At 42.8% G+C, this 19,398-nt stretch carries 14 protein-coding genes; all 14 read left to right on the plus strand.

All coding sequences use genetic code 11. The annotated features are described in order from the left end of the window. Nucleotides 1–11: 11 nt before the first annotated feature. The 14 genes from B9A14_RS09290 to B9A14_RS09360 all read left to right on the plus strand — a co-directional run bounded on the left by B9A14_RS09290 (nt 12) and on the right by B9A14_RS09360 (nt 19,383). Entirely contained in the window at nt 12–1,109 is a 1,098-nt protein-coding gene (locus tag B9A14_RS09290; RefSeq protein WP_084665429.1) for an ABC transporter ATP-binding protein, read from the plus strand. Between the two features lie 53 nt (nt 1,110–1,162). Beyond that, entirely contained in the window at nt 1,163–3,103 is a 1,941-nt protein-coding gene (locus B9A14_RS09295; protein ID WP_084665430.1) for a glycoside hydrolase family 125 protein, read from the plus strand. A gap of 62 nt (nt 3,104–3,165) precedes the next feature. Then, the gene (locus B9A14_RS09300; protein WP_084665431.1) at nt 3,166–4,254 is read left to right on the plus strand and encodes a nitrilase-related carbon-nitrogen hydrolase; all 1,089 of its coding nucleotides are present in this window, start codon (nt 3,166–3,168) and stop codon (nt 4,252–4,254) included. A 392-nt stretch (nt 4,255–4,646) separates the two neighbouring features. Continuing rightward, the gene (locus tag B9A14_RS09310) at nt 4,647–5,411 is read left to right on the plus strand and encodes a DeoR/GlpR family DNA-binding transcription regulator (protein ID WP_084665433.1); all 765 of its coding nucleotides are present in this window, start codon (nt 4,647–4,649) and stop codon (nt 5,409–5,411) included. A 38-nt stretch (nt 5,412–5,449) separates the two neighbouring features. Continuing rightward, the gene (locus B9A14_RS09315) at nt 5,450–8,533 is read left to right on the plus strand and encodes an outer membrane protein assembly factor BamB family protein (RefSeq protein ID WP_084665434.1); all 3,084 of its coding nucleotides are present in this window, start codon (nt 5,450–5,452) and stop codon (nt 8,531–8,533) included. Nucleotides 8,534–8,680: 147 nt separating this feature from the next. Then, complete coding sequence (locus tag B9A14_RS09320) at nt 8,681–9,583, plus strand: carbohydrate ABC transporter permease (RefSeq protein WP_084665435.1); 903 nt, start codon at nt 8,681–8,683, stop codon at nt 9,581–9,583. Continuing rightward, on the plus strand, nt 9,580–10,440 hold the full coding sequence (locus tag B9A14_RS09325; protein ID WP_084665436.1) for a carbohydrate ABC transporter permease: 861 nt from the start codon (nt 9,580–9,582) through the stop codon (nt 10,438–10,440). Before B9A14_RS09320 ends, B9A14_RS09325 begins: the two co-directional genes overlap by 4 nt. A 79-nt stretch (nt 10,441–10,519) precedes the next feature. Next, nucleotides 10,520–11,812: an ABC transporter substrate-binding protein gene (locus tag B9A14_RS09330; RefSeq protein ID WP_084665437.1), complete on the plus strand. Its 1,293-nt coding sequence runs from the start codon at nt 10,520–10,522 to the stop codon at nt 11,810–11,812. 89 nt (nt 11,813–11,901) lie between these two features. Then, complete coding sequence (locus B9A14_RS09335) at nt 11,902–12,870, plus strand: N-acetylglucosamine kinase (RefSeq protein WP_084665438.1); 969 nt, start codon at nt 11,902–11,904, stop codon at nt 12,868–12,870. 2 nt (nt 12,871–12,872) lie between these two features. Further along, complete coding sequence (locus tag B9A14_RS09340; protein WP_197686502.1) at nt 12,873–13,622, plus strand: sugar isomerase domain-containing protein; 750 nt, start codon at nt 12,873–12,875, stop codon at nt 13,620–13,622. 21 nt (nt 13,623–13,643) lie between these two features. Further along, nucleotides 13,644–15,746: a DUF6259 domain-containing protein gene (locus B9A14_RS09345; RefSeq protein ID WP_084665440.1), complete on the plus strand. Its 2,103-nt coding sequence runs from the start codon at nt 13,644–13,646 to the stop codon at nt 15,744–15,746. Beyond that, complete coding sequence (locus B9A14_RS09350) at nt 15,743–16,954, plus strand: polysaccharide deacetylase family protein (protein ID WP_084665441.1); 1,212 nt, start codon at nt 15,743–15,745, stop codon at nt 16,952–16,954. The genes B9A14_RS09345 and B9A14_RS09350 overlap by 4 nt, the downstream gene beginning before the upstream one ends. Before the next feature lie 34 nt (nt 16,955–16,988). Next, on the plus strand, nt 16,989–18,590 hold the full coding sequence (locus B9A14_RS09355; protein WP_084665442.1) for a Na/Pi cotransporter family protein: 1,602 nt from the start codon (nt 16,989–16,991) through the stop codon (nt 18,588–18,590). 52 nt (nt 18,591–18,642) lie between these two features. Then, complete coding sequence (locus B9A14_RS09360; protein ID WP_084665443.1) at nt 18,643–19,383, plus strand: SIS domain-containing protein; 741 nt, start codon at nt 18,643–18,645, stop codon at nt 19,381–19,383. Nucleotides 19,384–19,398: the final 15 nt, after the last annotated feature.

The raw sequence follows: 19,398 nt of genomic DNA on the forward strand, positions 1-19,398 counted from the left end.
GAGGAGTAAAAATGGCAAGTGTTATCTTAAGGAACGTCTGGAAGAAATTTGGGCAAGTGATAGCCGTAAGGGACTTTAACCTAGAAATAAAGGACGGCGAATTTATAGTCTTAGTAGGGCCTTCAGGCTGCGGCAAGACCACCACTTTACGCATGGTAGCAGGATTAGAAGATATCACCCAAGGAGAAATATACATTGGCGACCGGCTAGTAAACGACGTACCGCCCAAAGACCGGGACATAGCCATGGTCTTTCAAAACTACGCACTTTACCCCCACATGAACGTATATGACAACATGGCCTTTGGGCTAAAAATGAGGAAAGTGCCCAAACAAGAGATAAAGAGAAGAGTAGAGGAAGCGGCTAAACTTTTAGGGATAGAACATTTACTTACCAGGAAACCCAAGGAGCTATCTGGTGGGCAGAGGCAGCGGGTAGCCTTGGGGAGAGCCATAGTGCGGGAACCCAAAGTATTTTTAATGGACGAACCTCTATCCAACCTAGACGCAAAGCTTCGGGTACAGATGCGGGCGGAGCTAACGAAACTACAGCAGAAACTAGGGGTAACGACCATTTATGTCACTCACGACCAAGTAGAGGCCATGACCATGGGTCACCGGATAGTAGTAATGAGGGACGGTATTATTCAACAGATAGACACACCATTAGGGTTATATGAGAGGCCGGCCAATTTATTTGTAGCGGGGTTTATAGGCTCACCGCCCATGAATTTTTTGCCGGTTATGCTGGAGGAGGAGCAGGGGGTTTTAAGAGTTAAGGGAGAGGGTTTTAGCTTTCCGCTTGCGGAAGATATGGGGAGGAGGCTTAAGGCTCCTAGGAAGGAAGTAGTTTTGGGCTTACGGCCAGAGGATATAACGGTGGAGCACAGGTTAAGGGAAGCACATCCTGAGTGGGTATACAGGGTGAAGGTGGAAGTAGTGGAGCCTTTAGGGGCGGAGGGGCTAGTATACTTTAGCCTAGGGGGGCAGCAAGTAGTGGCCAGGCTTTCGGGTTCTAGCCTGCCTAAGGTAGGGGAGGAAGTGGCGCTGGTATTCAACTTAAACCGTGCCCATTTCTTTGATAAGGAATCGGGAAAGGCGGTGGCTTAAAAATAAAGGTCCATTTTATTAATTAGCTATAACGTAGAAAGGGTGGAGCTTAGGTGCCTAAGCAGAATATCGTTACTGTTCCGGAAGAAGAAAAGGATAAAGAAAAATATTTTGCTTTAGCTAATGAATATGTAGCCTTACCAGAAATCAGAGCGCGAGATGCCGCTATATTAAGTGTTAATGCACTTTTATATTCAGCCCGAGGCCTTATAGAACTAACTGGCTGCCCTGGAGGGCAAAGTAAAACAAGAGAGCCGCTATTAACCCCTTATCTTAAATATATGGGGAAACCTATTTGCCTGGAAGAAGTAACCTCTAATACTCTCTTAGAACATTGGATCCCTACATTTAAAGGAACTTATGAAGGTATAGAGTTCACTTTAATTTATTTTACCCCTCCTGGTTATCGCGGGTTTGTGGTCCTCTGGGAATTGAGCAATAGTTCCCCAGAAGTACTAGCGCTTGAAGCGGGATTAGCTGGTAAAGTCGGTACTTCTTATTTGCATATTTTTCATCGCCAGCCTTTAGAAGGGGTTCGAGGACTTAGGTTTTACCCTTGGACTAGAAGCATAGTTGTAGAAGTTGTGGCTGGATTGCCAACTCTGGCTATGGCTATAAAGTCATGTCCTGAAGCTAACGTTATCCACGACATAGAAAAGAAAGATGATTTTGCCGTCCGAGTAGATAATGACTCAGATACCTTACTGCCTTTTACAGTAGGATATAATTTAACTTTATGCCCCAAAGAAAAGAAGCAGCTAGCTTTTTACCTAACTTTTGCTACTGAAGCTGATGGGGCAGCTACGGCTGGGGTAGATATGGCTCGCCATGGGGTAGAAGTTCTTTGGGAGTTGACTGTTAACCACCTTAAGGCTATGAAGCGCAAAATCCATGATCCAAAGCTAGAACGGATTTTTCACCAGAACTTGTTCTTCAATTATTTTTTTGCGCGAGGCCGTACCTTGGATACTGATCAGGTAGTATTAGTAACTTCTCGCAGTCCTAGGTATTACGTAAGTGCTGCTCACTGGACGCGTGATACTTTATTATGGAGTTTCCCAGGGCTTTTAATTGCAGATGTCCATGCCGCACGTGAAACCTTATTAACAGCTTTTGATTTATATACTAAAAACCCTGGCATCCATGCCCTTTATATTGATGGGGGGATACTTTATCCTGGGTTTGAGTTAGATGAACTAGCAGCCTTTTTGGTAGCTTTGGAACGATATTGGGAAATGACAGGGGATGCTTCTATTCTTTCGGAAAAAGTAGTTCGCCAAGGTATAGCGAGGGTGGAAAAAAAGCTTAAAGAAGTTCGCCATCCCGAGCTAGCCCTTTATCAAACTTTTCTCCTTCCTTCAGATGATCCTGCTCAATATCCCTATGTAACCTATGATAATGTTCTAGTTTGGCGTGGTTTGCGCTTTTTAGCCCATCTAAAAAGGTGGGAACAAGAAGAGGAAAAAGCCCAGGAGTTTGAGCAGGAAGCGGCAGAGCTAAAGGAAAATTTGTATCGTTATGCAGTGGTTCCTGGTCCTTATGGACCTATGTTTGCCTGGGCTTTCGAACTGGATGGTCAGTATGTACTTTATGATGAACCTCCTGGAAGTTTAGGGTTATTGGCTTATTACGGTTTTTGTTCCCTAGAAGATCCTGTTTTCCTAAATACGGTAAGGTGGATAAATAGTAGCTCTAATCCCTATTGGATTTCCGAAGGTTCCTTTGCTGCTCCCGCTTGCCCCCATTCATGCCACCCCTGGGTGTTAGCTTTAGCTAATGAATTAATACTGGGAAACTCCCGACAGATCACCCTAGATAAGATAGCCCGAGCCCCTATGGATAATGGATATGCTTGCGAGACTATAGATCGGTTTACGGGGGAGGTGCGTACAGGTGCTGCTTTTGCCACTTGTGCTGGTTGGCTGGTAGCTTCCCTTTGGGAGGCCCTTGGGAAACCTTCTTTATTAGGGGAGGTGATGGGAGAAAGAGGATAAATTATTAAATTACCTTATCTTAGGGTATCTCCAGCTAAAATTTGGGAAAGGAGGCTAGGATTATGAGACGGTTAAGTGTACTAATATGTTCTTTAATGTTATTATTTGTTCTTTTATTGCCGGGAGCTTCCAAAAGTAAGGCAGCTAGTCAATCCTTTCAAGTAGTAGCAGTCCAGCATAAATGGAATCCGGAAGTAGATTATGCTTCTCCTGATGCTTTTAAGGCCAAGATAGATAGTATAATGCAGGATGTAATGGGTAAGGTAGACCCTAATATCCCTACATTAGTAACTTTTCCTGAACATATAGGTTTACCTATGCTTTTTATCGATAATGATATTGATATTCTTCGTAGTGCTACTACTTTTGCGGAGGCCATACAAAATTTAATCAAAAGGCATTTTGCTGCTGTAAGCGCTTTTCGCCTATATTATGGAGTTGATTGGGTAAGGGCTCTCTTTCTTGAACGAAGCGGTGTAATGGCTAAAGCCTATTTGAACACTTTCAAAGAGATGGCCGCTAAATATGGGGTATACTTAGTAGCCGGGTCTATTCCAATGAGAGCTGTAAATGAAGATGGGACTTTGGTTAAAGATGACAATACTGTGTATAATCTTTCTTATTTCTTTGGGCCGGATGGACATTTAATTGGTTATCAGAAAAAAGTTAATTTAGTTCCTACCGAGCAATATAAAGATGAAAATGGAAACTATGGATTGGATCTTAATGCAGGCACTTTAGAGGAATTAAAAGTGTTTTCTACTCCTTTTGGCAATGTTGCTATAGCCATTTGTTATGATGCCTTTCATTACAAAGTAATATGGGAGCTGGTTAAAAAAGGGGGAGAAATACTTGTTATGCCTTCTGCTAACCCCAAGTTATGGACTAAAGAACAGCAGTCAGATTGGTTAAACAGTGCATGGTTAGCTACCCGGCATCCTTATGGTTTGAAATGGTTTGCGAACCCCATGATGGTAGGTCCCCTGAAAGATATTACATTTGAAGGCCAATCATCTCTAGGTGTTAATTGGGTGATAGCCCCTGAAGGACCTAAGATGAATTATATGGATTTAGATCCTATAACTGGTTTTCTTTCTATTGCACCTTCTAAGGATCAATATGAAATAGTTGAAACCCGCATATCTAGGTAAAGGTAAAATTTAGAATCGGCGATGCTGGCGGGCTCTAATAAAAGCTCAGTGTTCCGCCAGCATCGCCTAATTTTAAAACAATATTTTGTTATACTTGTAAAAAATGGGGAGGGGAGTTATGAGGAGAACAATTTTTTTAATTCTTGGCAACCCCAGGGTTTCTGGGGGATTTTGTTACCTCTGATGTCAAGTGTAATAACTGGTGTTATTGCAAACTGGTTTTTATCTTTTTTGTTTTATATTGTTCTAATAAAGTAAGGCCAATAGTAGATTAAATAACCCAAAACTTTTTCTAAAAAACTTCTAAAACTAGCAGGAAATGTTCGTTTCTTGGCGAATATATTATAGCGAAGATAGAATGATAACAAAAGAGAACAGGTGGACCCCAAATCATGATATCAGCTCAGCGTAAAAAAATTATAATAGATAAAATTAAAGCAGGTTTACCCATAAGTGTAAAAGAATTAAGCCGGGAACTTGGGGTTTCTCCCATGACTATACGTAGGGATTTAGATGCCCTAGAGAAAGAGGGTTTACTAACCCGCATCCATGGAGGAGCTATTCCCATAAATGGGGGAATAGAAGATGAACCGTCTTTTAACGATAGAACGGGTAATTTTCCTCGAGAAAAGCTTGCTATTGCCCAAAAAGCAGCAGAGCTAATCCAAAAAGGGGACTCTATCTTTTTAGGAGGTGGTACTACTGTTACTGCGCTAGCTAATTTATTAATTGAAAGAGAGGATATTACGGTAGTAACTAATGCTGTAAACATTGCCATGATTCTTGCGCCATGTGAAAAGATTAATTTAATAGTCACGGGTGGAACTGTAAGAACTAAATCATATTCACTTGTGGGAGCTTTAGCTGAAAGAGTATTGCGGGAAATCCATGTCGACAAAGCATTTTTAGGAGTGGATGGGATTAGTATTGATTATGGTTTAACCACCCCTAATATGACGGAAGCCCATACTGATAGCCTCATAGTAGAGGCTGCTAAAAATGTTATCATTTTAGCTGATCATTCTAAAATTGGGCGAGTAACCTTAGCACGTTTTGCTTCTATTTCTGCCATTGATATTCTTATTACTGATAAAGGTGCTCCTCAAGATTTTCTAGAAGAGCTTAAGAAGATGGATATTCAAGTGCTAGTAGTTTAATAAATTTTAAATCGTATCTAGAGAAGAGGGAGAAGCTTATGAAAAGATACTTAAGGCTTATATTAGTTACCCTTTTAACAATTGCCTTAGTATCATTCAATATAAATATTCCTTTAACTGCTAAAAAAATTAAAAAGGTAGAAGCAGCCACTACTCAAGTTGCCTCTTATGATATTCGTCAAGCCTCAATAGAATATGGAAGTTTATACTCGGGAAGCCCCGAGGCGTTACATGATAATGATGGTGACTACTATGCGGTTTCTTCTACCACTACTTATCCTTACCGTGTGGCATGGTATACTAAAGTTTTGTGCCATGTAAACAAAAGTGCCATTTCTCGGCTTACCCTTACGTTTGTTGCCAAATATTCTGCTCCCACTAATGATCAATGGATTGCCTTATGGAATTTTAATACAGGCAACTGGGAAGCTATAGACCAGTCAACTACCTCTACTTCTGATGTAACACGGGTATGGACTACCACAGATCCTGCAGCTTTGGGAAGGTTTATTTCGAATGCGGGTGAAATTTGGGTACGAGTATATAATTCCAAGGACGACGGTACTTTTATCCGATATAGCGACTGGCTCAACATTACCATTGAATATAATCCCGAAGCTCAAAATGCACAGTATACTCCTACAGCGGTTACTGCTGAGTATGGCACCATTACTTCTGGCGATTATACTTCTTTAGCTGCTCAAGATGGGATTTATCTTGAAATGGCTTCTACTTCTACCTCTCCTTATAAGGCCGCCTGGCAAGCTAGCGCTAGTATAGATGTAAATCGCAATTATGTATCTTGTTTAACAGTCAAATATGTAGGCCATCTTTCTACTACCAGCACCAATCGCTTGTATTTATCCTTATGGAATTTTGTTACTGGAAATTGGGAAGTGGTTCGGACTTTTTGGCCTTCTACTAGCGACACCACCCAGATTTGGTCTTCTATAGATGCAGACGAGATCCAGAAATATATAAGTTCTACGGGGGAGATTAAAGTACGTCTTTATAATTCTTCATCATCTTCTTCCTTTAGCAGGTTCTCAGACTTTCTTAACATATATATAGAATATGGTTCTGTGGGAACATTTTGCTTTGCCCATTATACTGATGTACACCAAGAGGCTACTACTAATACAAGTTTGGGATATGTTATTGATGATTTAAACCTATATGTAAAGCCTGCCTTTGTTGTAAATACTGGAGATACTGCCAACCATAGCTACCTAGCTGAATTTGACTCCTATAACAACCAGATTTCTTCCCTTCAAATACCTCGCAAAGAAGCAGCCGGAAACCATGATGTCCGTTGGTATTGCCCTAATGGCAAGGCCGATTGGCGGCAAAAAATAGGCCAACCTTTATATCAATCCTTTGATTATGCTGGAGTGCACTTTGTTGTTTTGGATACAAGCGTTTTTATGGAAAATGATGGGGCTTTGGATCCTAAAGTATTGAACTGGCTAGAACAAGATCTCGCTAGTATTGCTGGAGATACGCCGGTGGTGTTATTTGGGCATCACCCTAATCATGACGTATCAGGACTTGTTAAACTAATCTCCTTGCTGCAAGGCAAAAATGTCAAATGCTTCCTAGGTGGGCATGACCATGTATGGGAGATCCGGTATGAAAATGGGATACCGTGGATAGGGGTAGAGGATGTAAAATACAGCATTAAATATGCGGTAATACGGGTAACACCTACCCACATTAAGATTTATAAGCGGGATCCTCAAACGCATAGTGGTACTTTATGGCTTACCTTCCCTCTAAGGAAGCTTCCGAGGACTTCTCCAGTTGTGGAAGTGACAGGCGTTGATGCCAATACAGGGAAAGTTGAGGTTAAGGTTACTGTTAATACTCCAGTGTACCCAATAATTCAAGTAGAGGCGCGGGTAGATGGTTATGGTTCGTGGGTCTCTTTAACCAAGGATGCAACTGGGGCTTGGGTAGGTAGTATTGATGTATCTACTTATACACCTCCTGTTCCGCGGGGCAGACACTTTGTGGAAGCACGAGCAAGCGATGAATATAGCAATTATTGGTTTGGATATGCTACTTACCTTTGGAGTGATGGTAATATAGCTTCTTCTTGGAGTTTTACTACAGGGGGAGCTATTCAAGCGGCACCAGCAGTATATGGAGATAAGGTATATGTGGGCTCTGCCGATGGGAAATTATATGCTCTTAATGGGTTAGATGGGACACTCCTCTGGTCTTATGCTACAGGAGGAGAGATATGTTCTACCCCGGCCATTTATGTAGGGACTAGTGGAACCTCTATAATCTTCGGTTCCGCTGATAAGTATGTCTATTCTTTAGACGCAGCAACTGGAGGGTTAAAATGGAGTTATCTAACAGGAGGGGCGGTACTTTCTTCACCCTTGTGTTATGGAACTTATGTGTACGTAGGTTCGGGTGATGGGAAGATATATTGCTTAAATGCTGAAACAGGAGGTCTAAAGTGGGCTTATCAGACAGGTGGCCTTATGCGGCAACGGCCCTGGATAGAAAATGGTATCCTATATGCAATAGTTCGGGACAATGATATGTGGTACGCCCTAGATGCTTCTACGGGGGCCCTTGTATGGAAGACCAGTGCCAATGCTGATACTTACATGCCTGTTTGTGATAATGCTCCTGTGGTGGCAGCAGGTAAAGTATGGGTAGTAAAACCGGATTACACTTTTAGCGCTTTAGATGCAAATAGCGGCCAGATCGTCTGGACAGAAAATACGCCTGATGAATTTTCTAACCGTGGACCAGCAACTGATGGCCAGCGAGTATTTATAAATGCTCGTTCAGATACCGTGTATTGCTTTGATGGCCAGTCAGGTAATGTAATATGGACACGCGCTTTAGCTTCTAGCACAGAAGATGTACAACAGAAACAAATTAATTCAGCCTTGGTATATCAAAATGGCCGTCTTTACCGGATAGCTGAGCGCGGCCGGCTTACAGTGATAGATAGTGTTACAGGAGAAGTGAAATTTATCTATGATTTAGCTGATTTGCCCGAAAGAAACTTCTGGTCTACTCCAGCTGTAGATAGTAAGGGCTTTTACGTTGGGGGGTTAGACGGTAAAGTATATGGAATTAGATGGGCTGTGGCCCCATAAGGTAGGGATACTTCCACAAGCGGGAATGCTGGTTTCAGTTGTCAGAGACCTAAGGAAGGGTGGGAGGAAATCGAAGTTTGCGTGGATTATAGTTTAAAAGTAGCAGTCTAGATCTGAAAAATTATTTAGGGTGGAGGCGCTAGGAGGTTGAAAAAAGAGTTATTCCTGCGATTAATTGGCCGTCATGAGGAAAAACTAGCCGGTATAAGCTTAGTCTTACCTAATTTAATGGGCTTTGGGGTATTCGTTTTCTTCGCTTGCGGGATGTCGTTATGGCTTTCGTTTCATGATTGGGATATGTTAACTCCTGCTAGGTTTGTGGGATTTAAGAATTACATTGCTATTATCGAAGGCGATCCTCATTTTCGTAAGGTTCTATACAATACTTTATATATTGCTTTAATCTATATCCCCTTTACATTAATAACTTCTCTTATATTGGCAGTATTCCTTAATCAAAAACTTAGGTGGATAGCAATTTTTAGGGCCGCGTATTATATGCCTGCAGTTACGGCTACTGTAGCTATCAGCGTAGTTTGGATGTTTCTATTTAACCCCGAGTATGGGCCTATAAATTTGGTGTTGGGCAGTTTAGGGTTACCTAAACCAGGTTGGCTTTTCAGTGTGGAGTGGGCTAAACCCGCAGTGGCTATAGTACGCACATGGCAAAGCGCAGGCTATTATATGTTAATGTTCCTGGCTGGATTACAAGCCATCCCTCATGAACTATATGAGGCAGCCTCTATCGACGGGGCTTCAGGATGGGTAAAATTCTGGCGTATAACACTTCCTATGCTTTCACCCACTACATTTTTGGTATTAGTCCTGTTGGTAATAGATGGCTTAAACGTATTTGAGGCTGTGTACGTGATGACTCGAGGAGGGCCAGCGGGAAGCACAGAGACATGGCTTTATTACATCTATAGTAAAGCTTTTGAGGGATTTAAGATGGGTTATGCAACTGCTTTAGCTTGGCTTCTTTTTGTTGCCCTATTCCTTCTAACCATTTTCCAGTTCTGGCTACAACGAAAGTGGGTGTATCATGAATGATAGCCATAAATCGGCCTTATCAAGTAGGCGAACGTTTCTGGCGGATTTTGACCTATATTCTTCTTGTTATTGGGGCCTTAACTACAGTAGCTCCCTTTATTTGGTCTGTCTTAGCTTCTTTTAAAACACGGGCCCAATTTGTGGCCTGGCCTCCAGTTTGGATACCGTGGCCTCCTCACTATGAGAACTATATAAAAGTATGTACCTATTTGCCTTTTGGTCGTTTTATGCTAAACTCCCTCTTTCTTTCTATTACGGTACCGACATTACAGCTAGCCTTTGCTGCACCAGCTGCTTATGCTTTTGCGCGTTTGCGGTTTCCCGGGCGAGATCTTCTATTCCTAGCTTTTTTAGGAACCATGATGATACCTGGGCATGTAACGTTAATTCCCAATTTTATCTTAGTAAAATACTTAGGATGGTTAGATACCTGGTGGGCGCTTATAATTCCGCCCATATTTACCGGGACCAATGTATTTGGTTTGTTTCTTCTAAGACAGTATTTCCTCACTATTCCTAGAGAGCTAGAAGAAAGTGCTAGGATTGATGGGTGCAGCTGGTTTCAAACATTCTTGCGGGTAATATTGCCCAATGCTAAGCCCGCTATAGCTACCTTCTTTATCATTGCCTTTAAAAATGAATGGAATAGCTTTATTTGGCCGTTGATCGTTATGAATTCCTATGAAAAAATGCCTATCCAGGTTGGCCTGGCGTATCTAGCTAGTAAAGACCTAATAGAGTGGGAGGTGGTGTTAGCGGGCGCAACTTTGGCTTTGATCCCTATCATTATAGTATTTATGTTTGCCCAGCGCTACTTCATAGAGAGTATGGCCCGCGCTGGGTTAGGAGGGAGGTGAAGGAGGTCAGACTTGGACGAAAAGCAAATTATAAAAGCCTACAAGAGACGATAGAAAAGAAAGGAGGAACTGATTTAAGATGAAAACTTCCAAAAAGCAAATAGGGATCCTTAGTATATTAGTTTGTATTTTGCTTGTAACAGTAAGCTTTGCAGGGTGCGCTAAAAAGGCATATCCTCAAGGTCAAGCGCCTACAAAAACGGGAGAAAAAGTAAAACTAGATGTGGTTTCCTGGTGGGATATCAATAAAGAGAAGCCCCTCCAAGAAATCAAGGAAGCTTTTGAGAAGGCTCATCCTAATATTGAATTGAATTTTATCCAGGTTCCTTCCAAAGGCTACTATGATAAACTGCTTACCATGATCGCGGGTGGACAGCCTCCTGATATAGCTATGCTAGCTATGGACCAATATCCGGCTTATGTAGAAAAGGGAGCTCTTACTTGCTTAGATAGATGGATCACGGATGACTATAAAAAGGATTTGTGGCCTGTAGCTCTGAAGATCCTAACTTATAAAGGAAGCATCTATGGCGTGCCACGCGATCTTACTTGCAATGTTATGTATTACAACAAGAAGTTATTTGACGAAGCGAAGGTACCTTATCCCAAAGAAGGTTGGACTTGGAATGACTTCTTAGATATATGTCAGAAGCTTACTAAGCGCGATGGTTCTGGAAAAGTTATACAATGGGGATATCATTATGCAGGTTATCCCGATGCTTACTATGATTGGCTATTGCAGAACAATGGCGGTTTTGTCTCGGAAGATGGTAAGAGGTGTATATTAACCAACCCTGAGAGCATAGAAGCCCTCCAATTCTTAGTAGATCTGAGGTATAAGTATAAAGTAGCTCCTACACCTGAAGAAGCCAAACAGTTTGGCGAATCCTCTATTGCTCCTTTTGAGAGCGGAAAGGTGGCTATGTTTACTGGTGGTGCTTCACGGATGTTCAGTCTTACTAAAGCAGGTCTAGATTATGATGTAGCACCTTTACCTAAGGGTAAGCGCCAGGCTACACGGGTATTTGCCATTCTTTGGGTAATGCCTAAAGGATGCAAACATCCGGAGGAAGCCTGGAAAGTTCTCTCCTTCCTTGGTGGTAAAGAAGGCCAACAGCTCGTAGTGAATACTGGTATGGGTAATAGTGCCCTTAAGTCAACTGACAATTCCAAGTTCCTAACACCGCCTCCGGCTAATAAGAAAGTGTTTATTGATAGCTTTAACTATGGTGAACCTTTCCCCATGGTTAAGAACCGCGAAGTGTGGAAGGAAATAGAACAAGGTTTAGACCTTATGTGGTTAGGGAAGCAGCCGGTTAAAGAAGCTGCAGAGGCCGTAGCTAAGAAAGTAGATATGTTGCTTAAAGAATAGGGTATAAAAAGTTAAAAACTTTAGCACCTGCGGCAGGAGAAAAGATTAACGCCTGCCGCAGGTGCTGATTAAAGAGGTGAATATAAGTTTTGGAGCTATTCTTAGGAATAGAAGGGGGCGGGACTAATACCAGGGCAGTTTTAGCCCAGGCTGATGGCCAAATATTGGGTGTTGGATGGGGAGGGCCTTCCAATGCTTTGTTTGTTGGACGTGAAGCTGCCAGTAAAGCTATAAAGCAAGCTATAAGCCAGGCTTTGGCGCAAAAGAGGGAAAGGTTAAAGTGTAAAGTTATAGCTGCTTGTATACCAGGAGTGAATAAAGAATTGCTCCAGCTAACCCTTAAACCGTTAATGGAATGGGAGCATCTTATTTTGTGCAGCGATACACTTTCGGCTTTACAAGCAGGGTTGGGCCCTGAAGGGGTAGGAGTTGTAGTTTCCAGCGGCACAGGTTCTTTTGCGATTGCCCGCAACAAGAAAGGCGATATAGCTGTTGTGGGAGGATGGGGTCCCCTGTTGGGGGATGAGGGAAGTGGTTATTATATAGGCTTGCTAGGGCTCAAGGCCATAATTCATGCTGCTGATGGAATAGGACCGCCCACCTGTTTAACTAGAGCAATCATTGAAAGGCTGGGATTAACTAACCCTTTGGAGCTAAGGCGGGTGGCCTATAGCGGTGTTTTAGATAGAAAGAGTATTGCGGAGTTATCCCAAGTAGTCATGGTTATGGCTAAAGAAGGGGATAAAGCGGCTTTATCTATTATAAAGAAGGCGGCATGGTGGTTGGTGGTCATGGCTCGAGCTGTGGTTAGGAAAGCTGGGCTAGAAAATGAGATACCTGTGGTATTCGTGGGAGGAGTGGCAAGGGAAAGGGTGATAGTCGAGATATTTAAGCGTTATTTAGATAAGCTTTTACCCGGAGCAGTCTATACTCCACCCCTTTTTCCTATTGAATTGGGTTCTCTTTTGTTGGCTTATAAAGAAGGGGGTATTTCGTTAAAGGAGTCAACCTTACACCAGGTTAAAACAACTTATAGTAGCATATTAAAAAGCATTTAGAGGTGAATTCTGTGCTCGCCCAGCAATATTATCACCAGATGCGCAAGGTGCTAGAAAGAATCGAACAGACCCAAGGAGAAGCTTTAGAAAAAGCGGCAGAGTTAATAGTTGAATCTTTGGCTCAAGGCGGCACCTGGCATTTAATGGATACAGGGCACATGCTTAATCATGAAATGATAGGCAGGGCAGGGGGAATGATGGCTATTACTCCCCTCCAGGTAATGGTAGAAGTGTATAACCCGGTCCGCCCTAGCCGGGTTGGGGAGAAGAAAAGCGTCTACCTAGATAGAATAGAGGGGCTAGGAGAATTCGTAATAGCTAAATCAGGGATGCTCCCGGGAGATGTTCTTGTCATAGGTTCGGTATCCGGGTATAATATGCTTCCCGTAGAAGTAGCGATACAGGCCAAATCTCAAGGGATTAAGGTCATTGCCCTTACTTCTGTAGCCTACTCCAGCACCCTTCAAAGCCGACACCCTTCTGGCCTTAGGCTTTACGAGGTAGCAGATGTAGTGTTGGACCATGGGGCGCCCCCAGGAGATGCTTTAGTAGAAGTAGCGGGCTTACCAGTTAAGATTTGCCCTGCTTCAGGTATAGCAGCAGCTTATTTGATGTGGGCCTTGCAGGCAGAAGTAATAGAGAAGATGTTAAAACGCGGGCTGGTCCCCCAGGTATATATGAGCAATCATTTGCCAGGGGCAGATGAATTTAACCGTAGAGCAAAAAAAGAGTTCGCCGAGAAAGGGTACTAATTTTATGGAGGTAGCAAGAATATGGCTTTTACCCTAAGCAATCCCAATCTTGTTATAAAGATTGAACCACAGGATTTAGAAGTAAAATCCCTGGTTTATTTAAAAACAGGAGAAGAGTTAATAAAGGATCCCTATACGGGCTTACCCTTGTTACACCTTTTCCAGGTTAATCCAGAAGAGGAAGGGATTGTTCCGCGCAAAATAGCTCTTAAAGAAACTAGGATTTATTCAGGATTGGAAGGTGGAGGGAGATTTTACATATCATGGGAAGCGCTAGATAGTAACTACAGCTCCTTAAACTTAATAGGCAATATTGAAGGTGCAATAGATGTAATAAGGCCCCGCCTCCTATGGCAACTTACAATACGGAATAACACTTCCCAAAAGATCTGGTTACAAGTGCTCTTTCCTCAGATAAGCGGGCTTGGCCTAGGAATGCCTAAGGAAGAGTTTTTGGCTTTACCTCATCATGCTGGAGATCTTACCCGGAATCCTATTCAGGAATATACATCTTTACGTTACCAGAGTTTTGGGAGAGCTGCCACGAAAAAAGAAGGCAATATATATGTCCGCGAAATCAATTATTGTGGCCTGGCCTCCATGAATTGGATGGATTACCACCGGAGGGATTTAGGAATATATTTTGGCTGCCATGATCCTAACTTCGGGTTAACAGGGCTCCGTTCTTATTCTTGTATGGTTAATTATCCCAGTATGGGATTAGGATTTCGGCGCTTTCCTGTTTTAAATGAAGAAGAAGAGTGGGTTTCGCCTCCCTTTATCCTGGAAATACATGAAGGTGACTGGCATAGCGGTGCTAGGATTTATAGGGAATGGGCTACCCAATTCATAAATCCCCCTTGTAATCCAAAGGATTTAGCAGAGCAATATGCTCTCCATCCCCGGTACGATTTCTTTAGAGAAGGTAAGGTACTGCATAGCTTTAGTGATATCCCTGCTTTATATGAGCGAGGGAAAGAATGGGGGATCAAACACTTTTTTATTGCCGGCTGGAACCACGGGGGTTTTGATGCTCAATATCCTGATTATCATCCGGCTATGGAGTTAGGGAGCCCTTTAGAACTGGAACGCGGTTGTCGCTATATTAATGCAGACGGTGGGATGGTAACTTTCTATATAAATGCTCGGTTATTTGATACTGGGCTTCCTTCTTATAAAGAAAAAGGGTATAACTGGGCTATCAAGCGCCCAGGAGGGGATGTTTATATCGAACAATATGATACGCCCTCACTTTTTGCCGTGATGTGCCCAGCGAGTGAAGGCTGGCAAGGGTGGTTGAAGGACTTAGCGATTTGGATGGTAAAAGCTTACGGGGCCCGAGGGATATATTTTGATCAGTTGGGCTCGGCGGAACCCTTTCCTTGCTATCACTCCCTTTCTATTTCAGATCATCACCCTCATCATCCTGAGGACTATAATCGGGGGTATTTAAAGCTATTAAAGGAGACATTAGAGGCCATCAGGAAAGAGAATCCAAAAGCCTTTCTCATGATCGAGAATTGTGGAGATATATATGGCCAGTATGTATGGGGGAGCTTAACGTGGAATGGGGTACTTTATGATGAACATTACTCTATCTACCGATATACTTTTCCCGAACATAGTTTAGTAATGATGGTTCACCCTAAAAGGTTATCTGAGGTAGAAGGGGATGAAAAATTACGGCGCGACCTCTTTTATCAACATATTGAGCAAGCCCTGCTTTTGGGCGCTGTTTTCTGGATTGCTCCTGATCGGCGTTTCGGTCCTGGAGATGAGCAAATGCTCCTTCATGCTAACCAAATGTTAAAGCTTCGCGCTAGTATAGCAAGAGAAATAGCCCGATGCCATTATGTAGATCAGGACGGGATTTTATCTAAAGGGGAAATTGCGGTTTCACACTGGATAGGGAAAGACGACCCGCGTTTTCACTTGATTTGCATAGGTAATCATAAAGGGAAAGGGGGAGAAGTAGAAATAGAAGCTTTTCAAGTTGATTCTTTATGGGCGCGGGGATTAGGAGGCGAGCTAATACAAGTACCTTGGAAGTATACTGACCGAGGGATAAAACTTTTAATACCCCCTGAATTTCCGGCTTTAGTAATAGGGATAGAAGGGAGTTGAAGATTAAGTTGTGCCAAGTATACTTTATTCATACTTTTAATGTAAACCTCCAATTCGCTGAAATGCCTGTGGATAAGACTTTCCTGCTAGTAGAGCAAGGCTTAATTCCGCTGTTTGATCTGCTCCAAAAATACAAGCAGCCTGCCAACTTCTTTTTTACGGGTTACTCTAGCCTTTATCTTCAACAAAAATATCCTGAGTTGGTCCGCGAGGTGCAGAAAAAGATAGGAGAAGGTTTAATCGAACTAGGGACTTATACCTATGCCCATCCGGTTCTTAGCTTAATTCCCTATGAAGATGTAGAAAGGCAGATTCGGAAAGGAATGGAATGCGACGAAAAAGTATGGGGGATTAAGTGTCAGGGTATGCTTTTGCCCGAAGTGGCGTGGGATGTTTGTCTTCCTAAGGTTATGGCCGAGTTGGGCTTAGAATGGGTTATAATCTACCGCGAATTAATACACGAGCTGGCAGAAAAGAGACTATATCCTGGAATGGTAAAGGTTAAGGGTATAGCTGATACTCAGACTAAAGCAGTGCTTGCTAACAGGAAAATAGGAAAGTTATTGTTAGAGTATCTTACGGGTGTGGCTCCTTGGGAAAAGGTAAGGGAGGAGATAGAAAGATTTATAGAGGAAGCCTCTAATGCCTTGGGGCCTGATGAGCCTCCGCCGCTACTATGTATAAAACAGGATGCTGAAGTCTTATATGCCGCTTCAGTAGAAAGCAGCAAAGGGCAAGGAACTTGCTGGGGAGATAGATTGACCTCTTTAGAGGCTCTGCCTCGCTTCGCTAGATATTTAGAGTTTATTACCTCTCACCCTGGTATCCAGGTTACGACCGCTAAATCTTATATAGACTCCTTTTCAGGAGTTATAGGGGAAAAAGCCTTTTATGCCGAAAACGCCTCGGGCCATGCAGGATTTGATGTATGGCTTAAAGGCGAGGGAAGGGAACGACTTAACGTACTTACAGAAGATGCGCGTAGCTGGATAATAACTGCTTCCTTAATTATTCGGGCAGAGCAAGGTAAAGGGGCCGATGTACGTTCTGCTTTGGAGTTGTTGGAGGGGGCTTGGGAACAACTTCTTTTAGCTGAAAATAGCGATGGGCGGGCATTTATACCCCATCCTTCTAGAAAACTTTTTGTAGCTACAGCGGCTTTTAAAGCTATGAAATTAGCTCAAGCTGCCATTCAAGCTCTTAAATAGGCTTTTTAGAAAGGGAAAAGGGGTCAGAGGAAAGATGTTTCCCGCGGTTACCTCTTTAACTGGGGGTTTAGGGCTGTTTTTGCTAGGGATGCATCTTATTAGTGAAGGGCTTCAGAAGGCTGCTGCGCGTGAGGTGCAGCAGATACTGGCTAAGGTAACCTCTAACCGGGTTTATGGGATGTTAACAGGGATAATAGTTACTATCTTGCTCCAAACAAGCGCAGTAACTACAGTGTTATTAGTGAGCTTAGTAAATGCAGGTCTTATGAGCCTTAGCCAGGCATTAGGAGTTATTTTAGGAGCAGCTATAGGCTCTACCTTTACTGCTCAATTAGTGGCCCTTCGCTTGAGCGACTATAGTCTATGGGCCCTGGTATTAGGGCTTTTACCTTACTTATTTTCTAAGCGATTTCGTTGGAAACATTTAGGAGAAGCATTAGTTGGCTTTGGATTAATCTTTTACGGTGCGGCCCTTATGGGTGAAGCTGCCGTGCCTTTGCGTTCCTCTTCGGGGTTTATTAGCCTTATAAACCATTTATCGGCTCAGCCTTGGCTTATGGTGGTAATTTCTACTATGTTTACTGCCTTAATCCAAGCTAGCGCAGCTACTGTAGTAGTAGCTATGGCGCTAGCTTCTCAAGGCGGATTAACCTTACCTGGAGCCTTGGCTATGGTACTAGGGGCTAATTTGGGGACTACTGCCACTGCTCTTTTATGTAGTTTACCTTTATCGCGGGCAGCTAAGCGGGTAGCCTTAGCTCACTTTATATTTAAGTTGGGTGGAGTACTTATCTTTTTGCCTTTTTTACCTTTTTATACTTGTCTGGTCAGAATAACTTCTTTGGACGTAGCTCGCCAAGTAGCTAATGGTCATACCTTGTTTAACATAATAAACATGCTTATCTTTCTTCCCTTTACTCCTTGGATAGGTAAGCTTACAGAGAGACTTTTGCCTGATATAAAAGAGGAAAAACTGGCCAGATATTTAGATCCTTCAGCTTTAGAAGTGCCTGAAATAGCCTTTACTAATGTGATGCGGGAATTAATGAGAATGGCTGAAATAATTAAAAAAGAAATGTTCACTAGGGTTATGCTCCCTTTGGCAGAGAGGGAGATAGAAGTATTGGCTAAACTTAAGGAAGTGGATAGTGTGTTAGATTATCTCTATCAAGCTATTGCTAAGTATTTAGTCCGGATACCGGAGGAGAATTTAACCGAAGAACAATTGATACTTAAGATTAAGCTATTATATATCGCGAATGACTTGGAACATGTGGGCGATGTGTTGGTAGAAATGGCCCATCAATGGAGAAAGATTGAAACCTCGGGCCTAGAATTTTCACGCGAAGGGCAAATAGAATTACAAGAGATGTTTCAAAAAGTAAAAGACAATTTCAATGCAGCTATAGAAGCCTTTGTGGCCAATGATGAAATAGCTGCTGCCCAGATTGTCCGGCGTCATCCTGAAATTTTAAGGCTAGAAAAAGATTTACGCTGTTCTCATTTTAAGCGGCTTCAACAAGAGAACCGCTTGAGTCTCGAAACTACCTCGGTGCACATGGAACTTATCAATCAATTTTTACGCCTTAACTTTCATAATGTAAGTATTGCCCAGGCCGTAATGGGGATTATATAAAAATTCCAAAGCAGCCATTTTTCGTCACCTAAAAGGAAAAGGGGGAGAATGAGTGGTAGGAGCAGAGGAATATCTTGGAAGAGCCATCAATGGTTTAAAGCAAATAAAAGGTACTCAAGCTGAAAAACTTAAAGCCGCAGGCAGGATGGTAGCCGAATGTATTGCTAGCGGTGGGATATTGCACATATTTGGGTGCGGCCACTCCCATATACTAGCTGAAGAAATATTTTACCGGGCAGGCGGGCTAGCCTGCGTCAACCCTATACTGGACAGCGGAATTATGTTACACGAAGGTGCCGTAAAAGCTTCACAACTAGAAAGGCTCAAAGGTTACGGCAAGATAGTGCTTTCCCGCTACCATTTGCAGCCTGGGGAAATCATCATAGTCGTCTCCCATTCCGGCAGAAACCCAGTCCCTATAGAAGTAGCCTTAGAGGCCAAAGGGCTGGGCCTCAAAGTAATAGCCATTACGGCTTTAGCTTATTACCACCAGCACATAAAATCCCGCCATTCTAGCGGTAAGCACCTAGCCGAGGTAGCTGATCTAGTCATAGATAACTGCGGGGAAATAGGAGACGCAAGCCTAAGTTTGCCTGGTAGCGAGATCAAAATTGGGCCCTTATCCACTATCTTAGGGGCAGCCATAATAAATGCCATAATAGTCGAAGCAGCTCAAGAGCTTCACCAGAAGGGGATAACGCCGCCCATATTTTTAAGCGGGAACCTGGACGGCTCTAAAGAACATAACCTTAAGCTAATCCAAAGATACAAAGGGCGCATATGGCAACTCTAGCTTTAGCCTAAAAAA

This window comes from Thermanaeromonas toyohensis ToBE (assembly GCF_900176005.1).
Classification (GTDB): Bacteria; Bacillota; DSM-521; order Neomoorellales; family Neomoorellaceae; genus Thermanaeromonas; species Thermanaeromonas toyohensis.

Bases quoted from the DNA above. Each gene is read 5' to 3' on its own strand.
- B9A14_RS09290 (WP_084665429.1), top strand. From the start codon at position 12: ATGGCAAGTGTTATCTTAAGGAACGTCTGGAAGAAATTTGGGCAAGTG.
- B9A14_RS09300 (WP_084665431.1), top strand. From the start codon at position 3,166: ATGAGACGGTTAAGTGTACTAATATGTTCTTTAATGTTATTATTTGTT.
- B9A14_RS09310 (WP_084665433.1), top strand. From the start codon at position 4,647: ATGATATCAGCTCAGCGTAAAAAAATTATAATAGATAAAATTAAAGCA.
- B9A14_RS09315 (WP_084665434.1), top strand. From the start codon at position 5,450: ATGAAAAGATACTTAAGGCTTATATTAGTTACCCTTTTAACAATTGCC.
- B9A14_RS09325 (WP_084665436.1), top strand. From the start codon at position 9,580: ATGATAGCCATAAATCGGCCTTATCAAGTAGGCGAACGTTTCTGGCGG.
- B9A14_RS09330 (WP_084665437.1), top strand. From the start codon at position 10,520: ATGAAAACTTCCAAAAAGCAAATAGGGATCCTTAGTATATTAGTTTGT.
- B9A14_RS09345 (WP_084665440.1), top strand. From the start codon at position 13,644: ATGGCTTTTACCCTAAGCAATCCCAATCTTGTTATAAAGATTGAACCA.
- B9A14_RS09355 (WP_084665442.1), top strand. From the start codon at position 16,989: ATGTTTCCCGCGGTTACCTCTTTAACTGGGGGTTTAGGGCTGTTTTTG.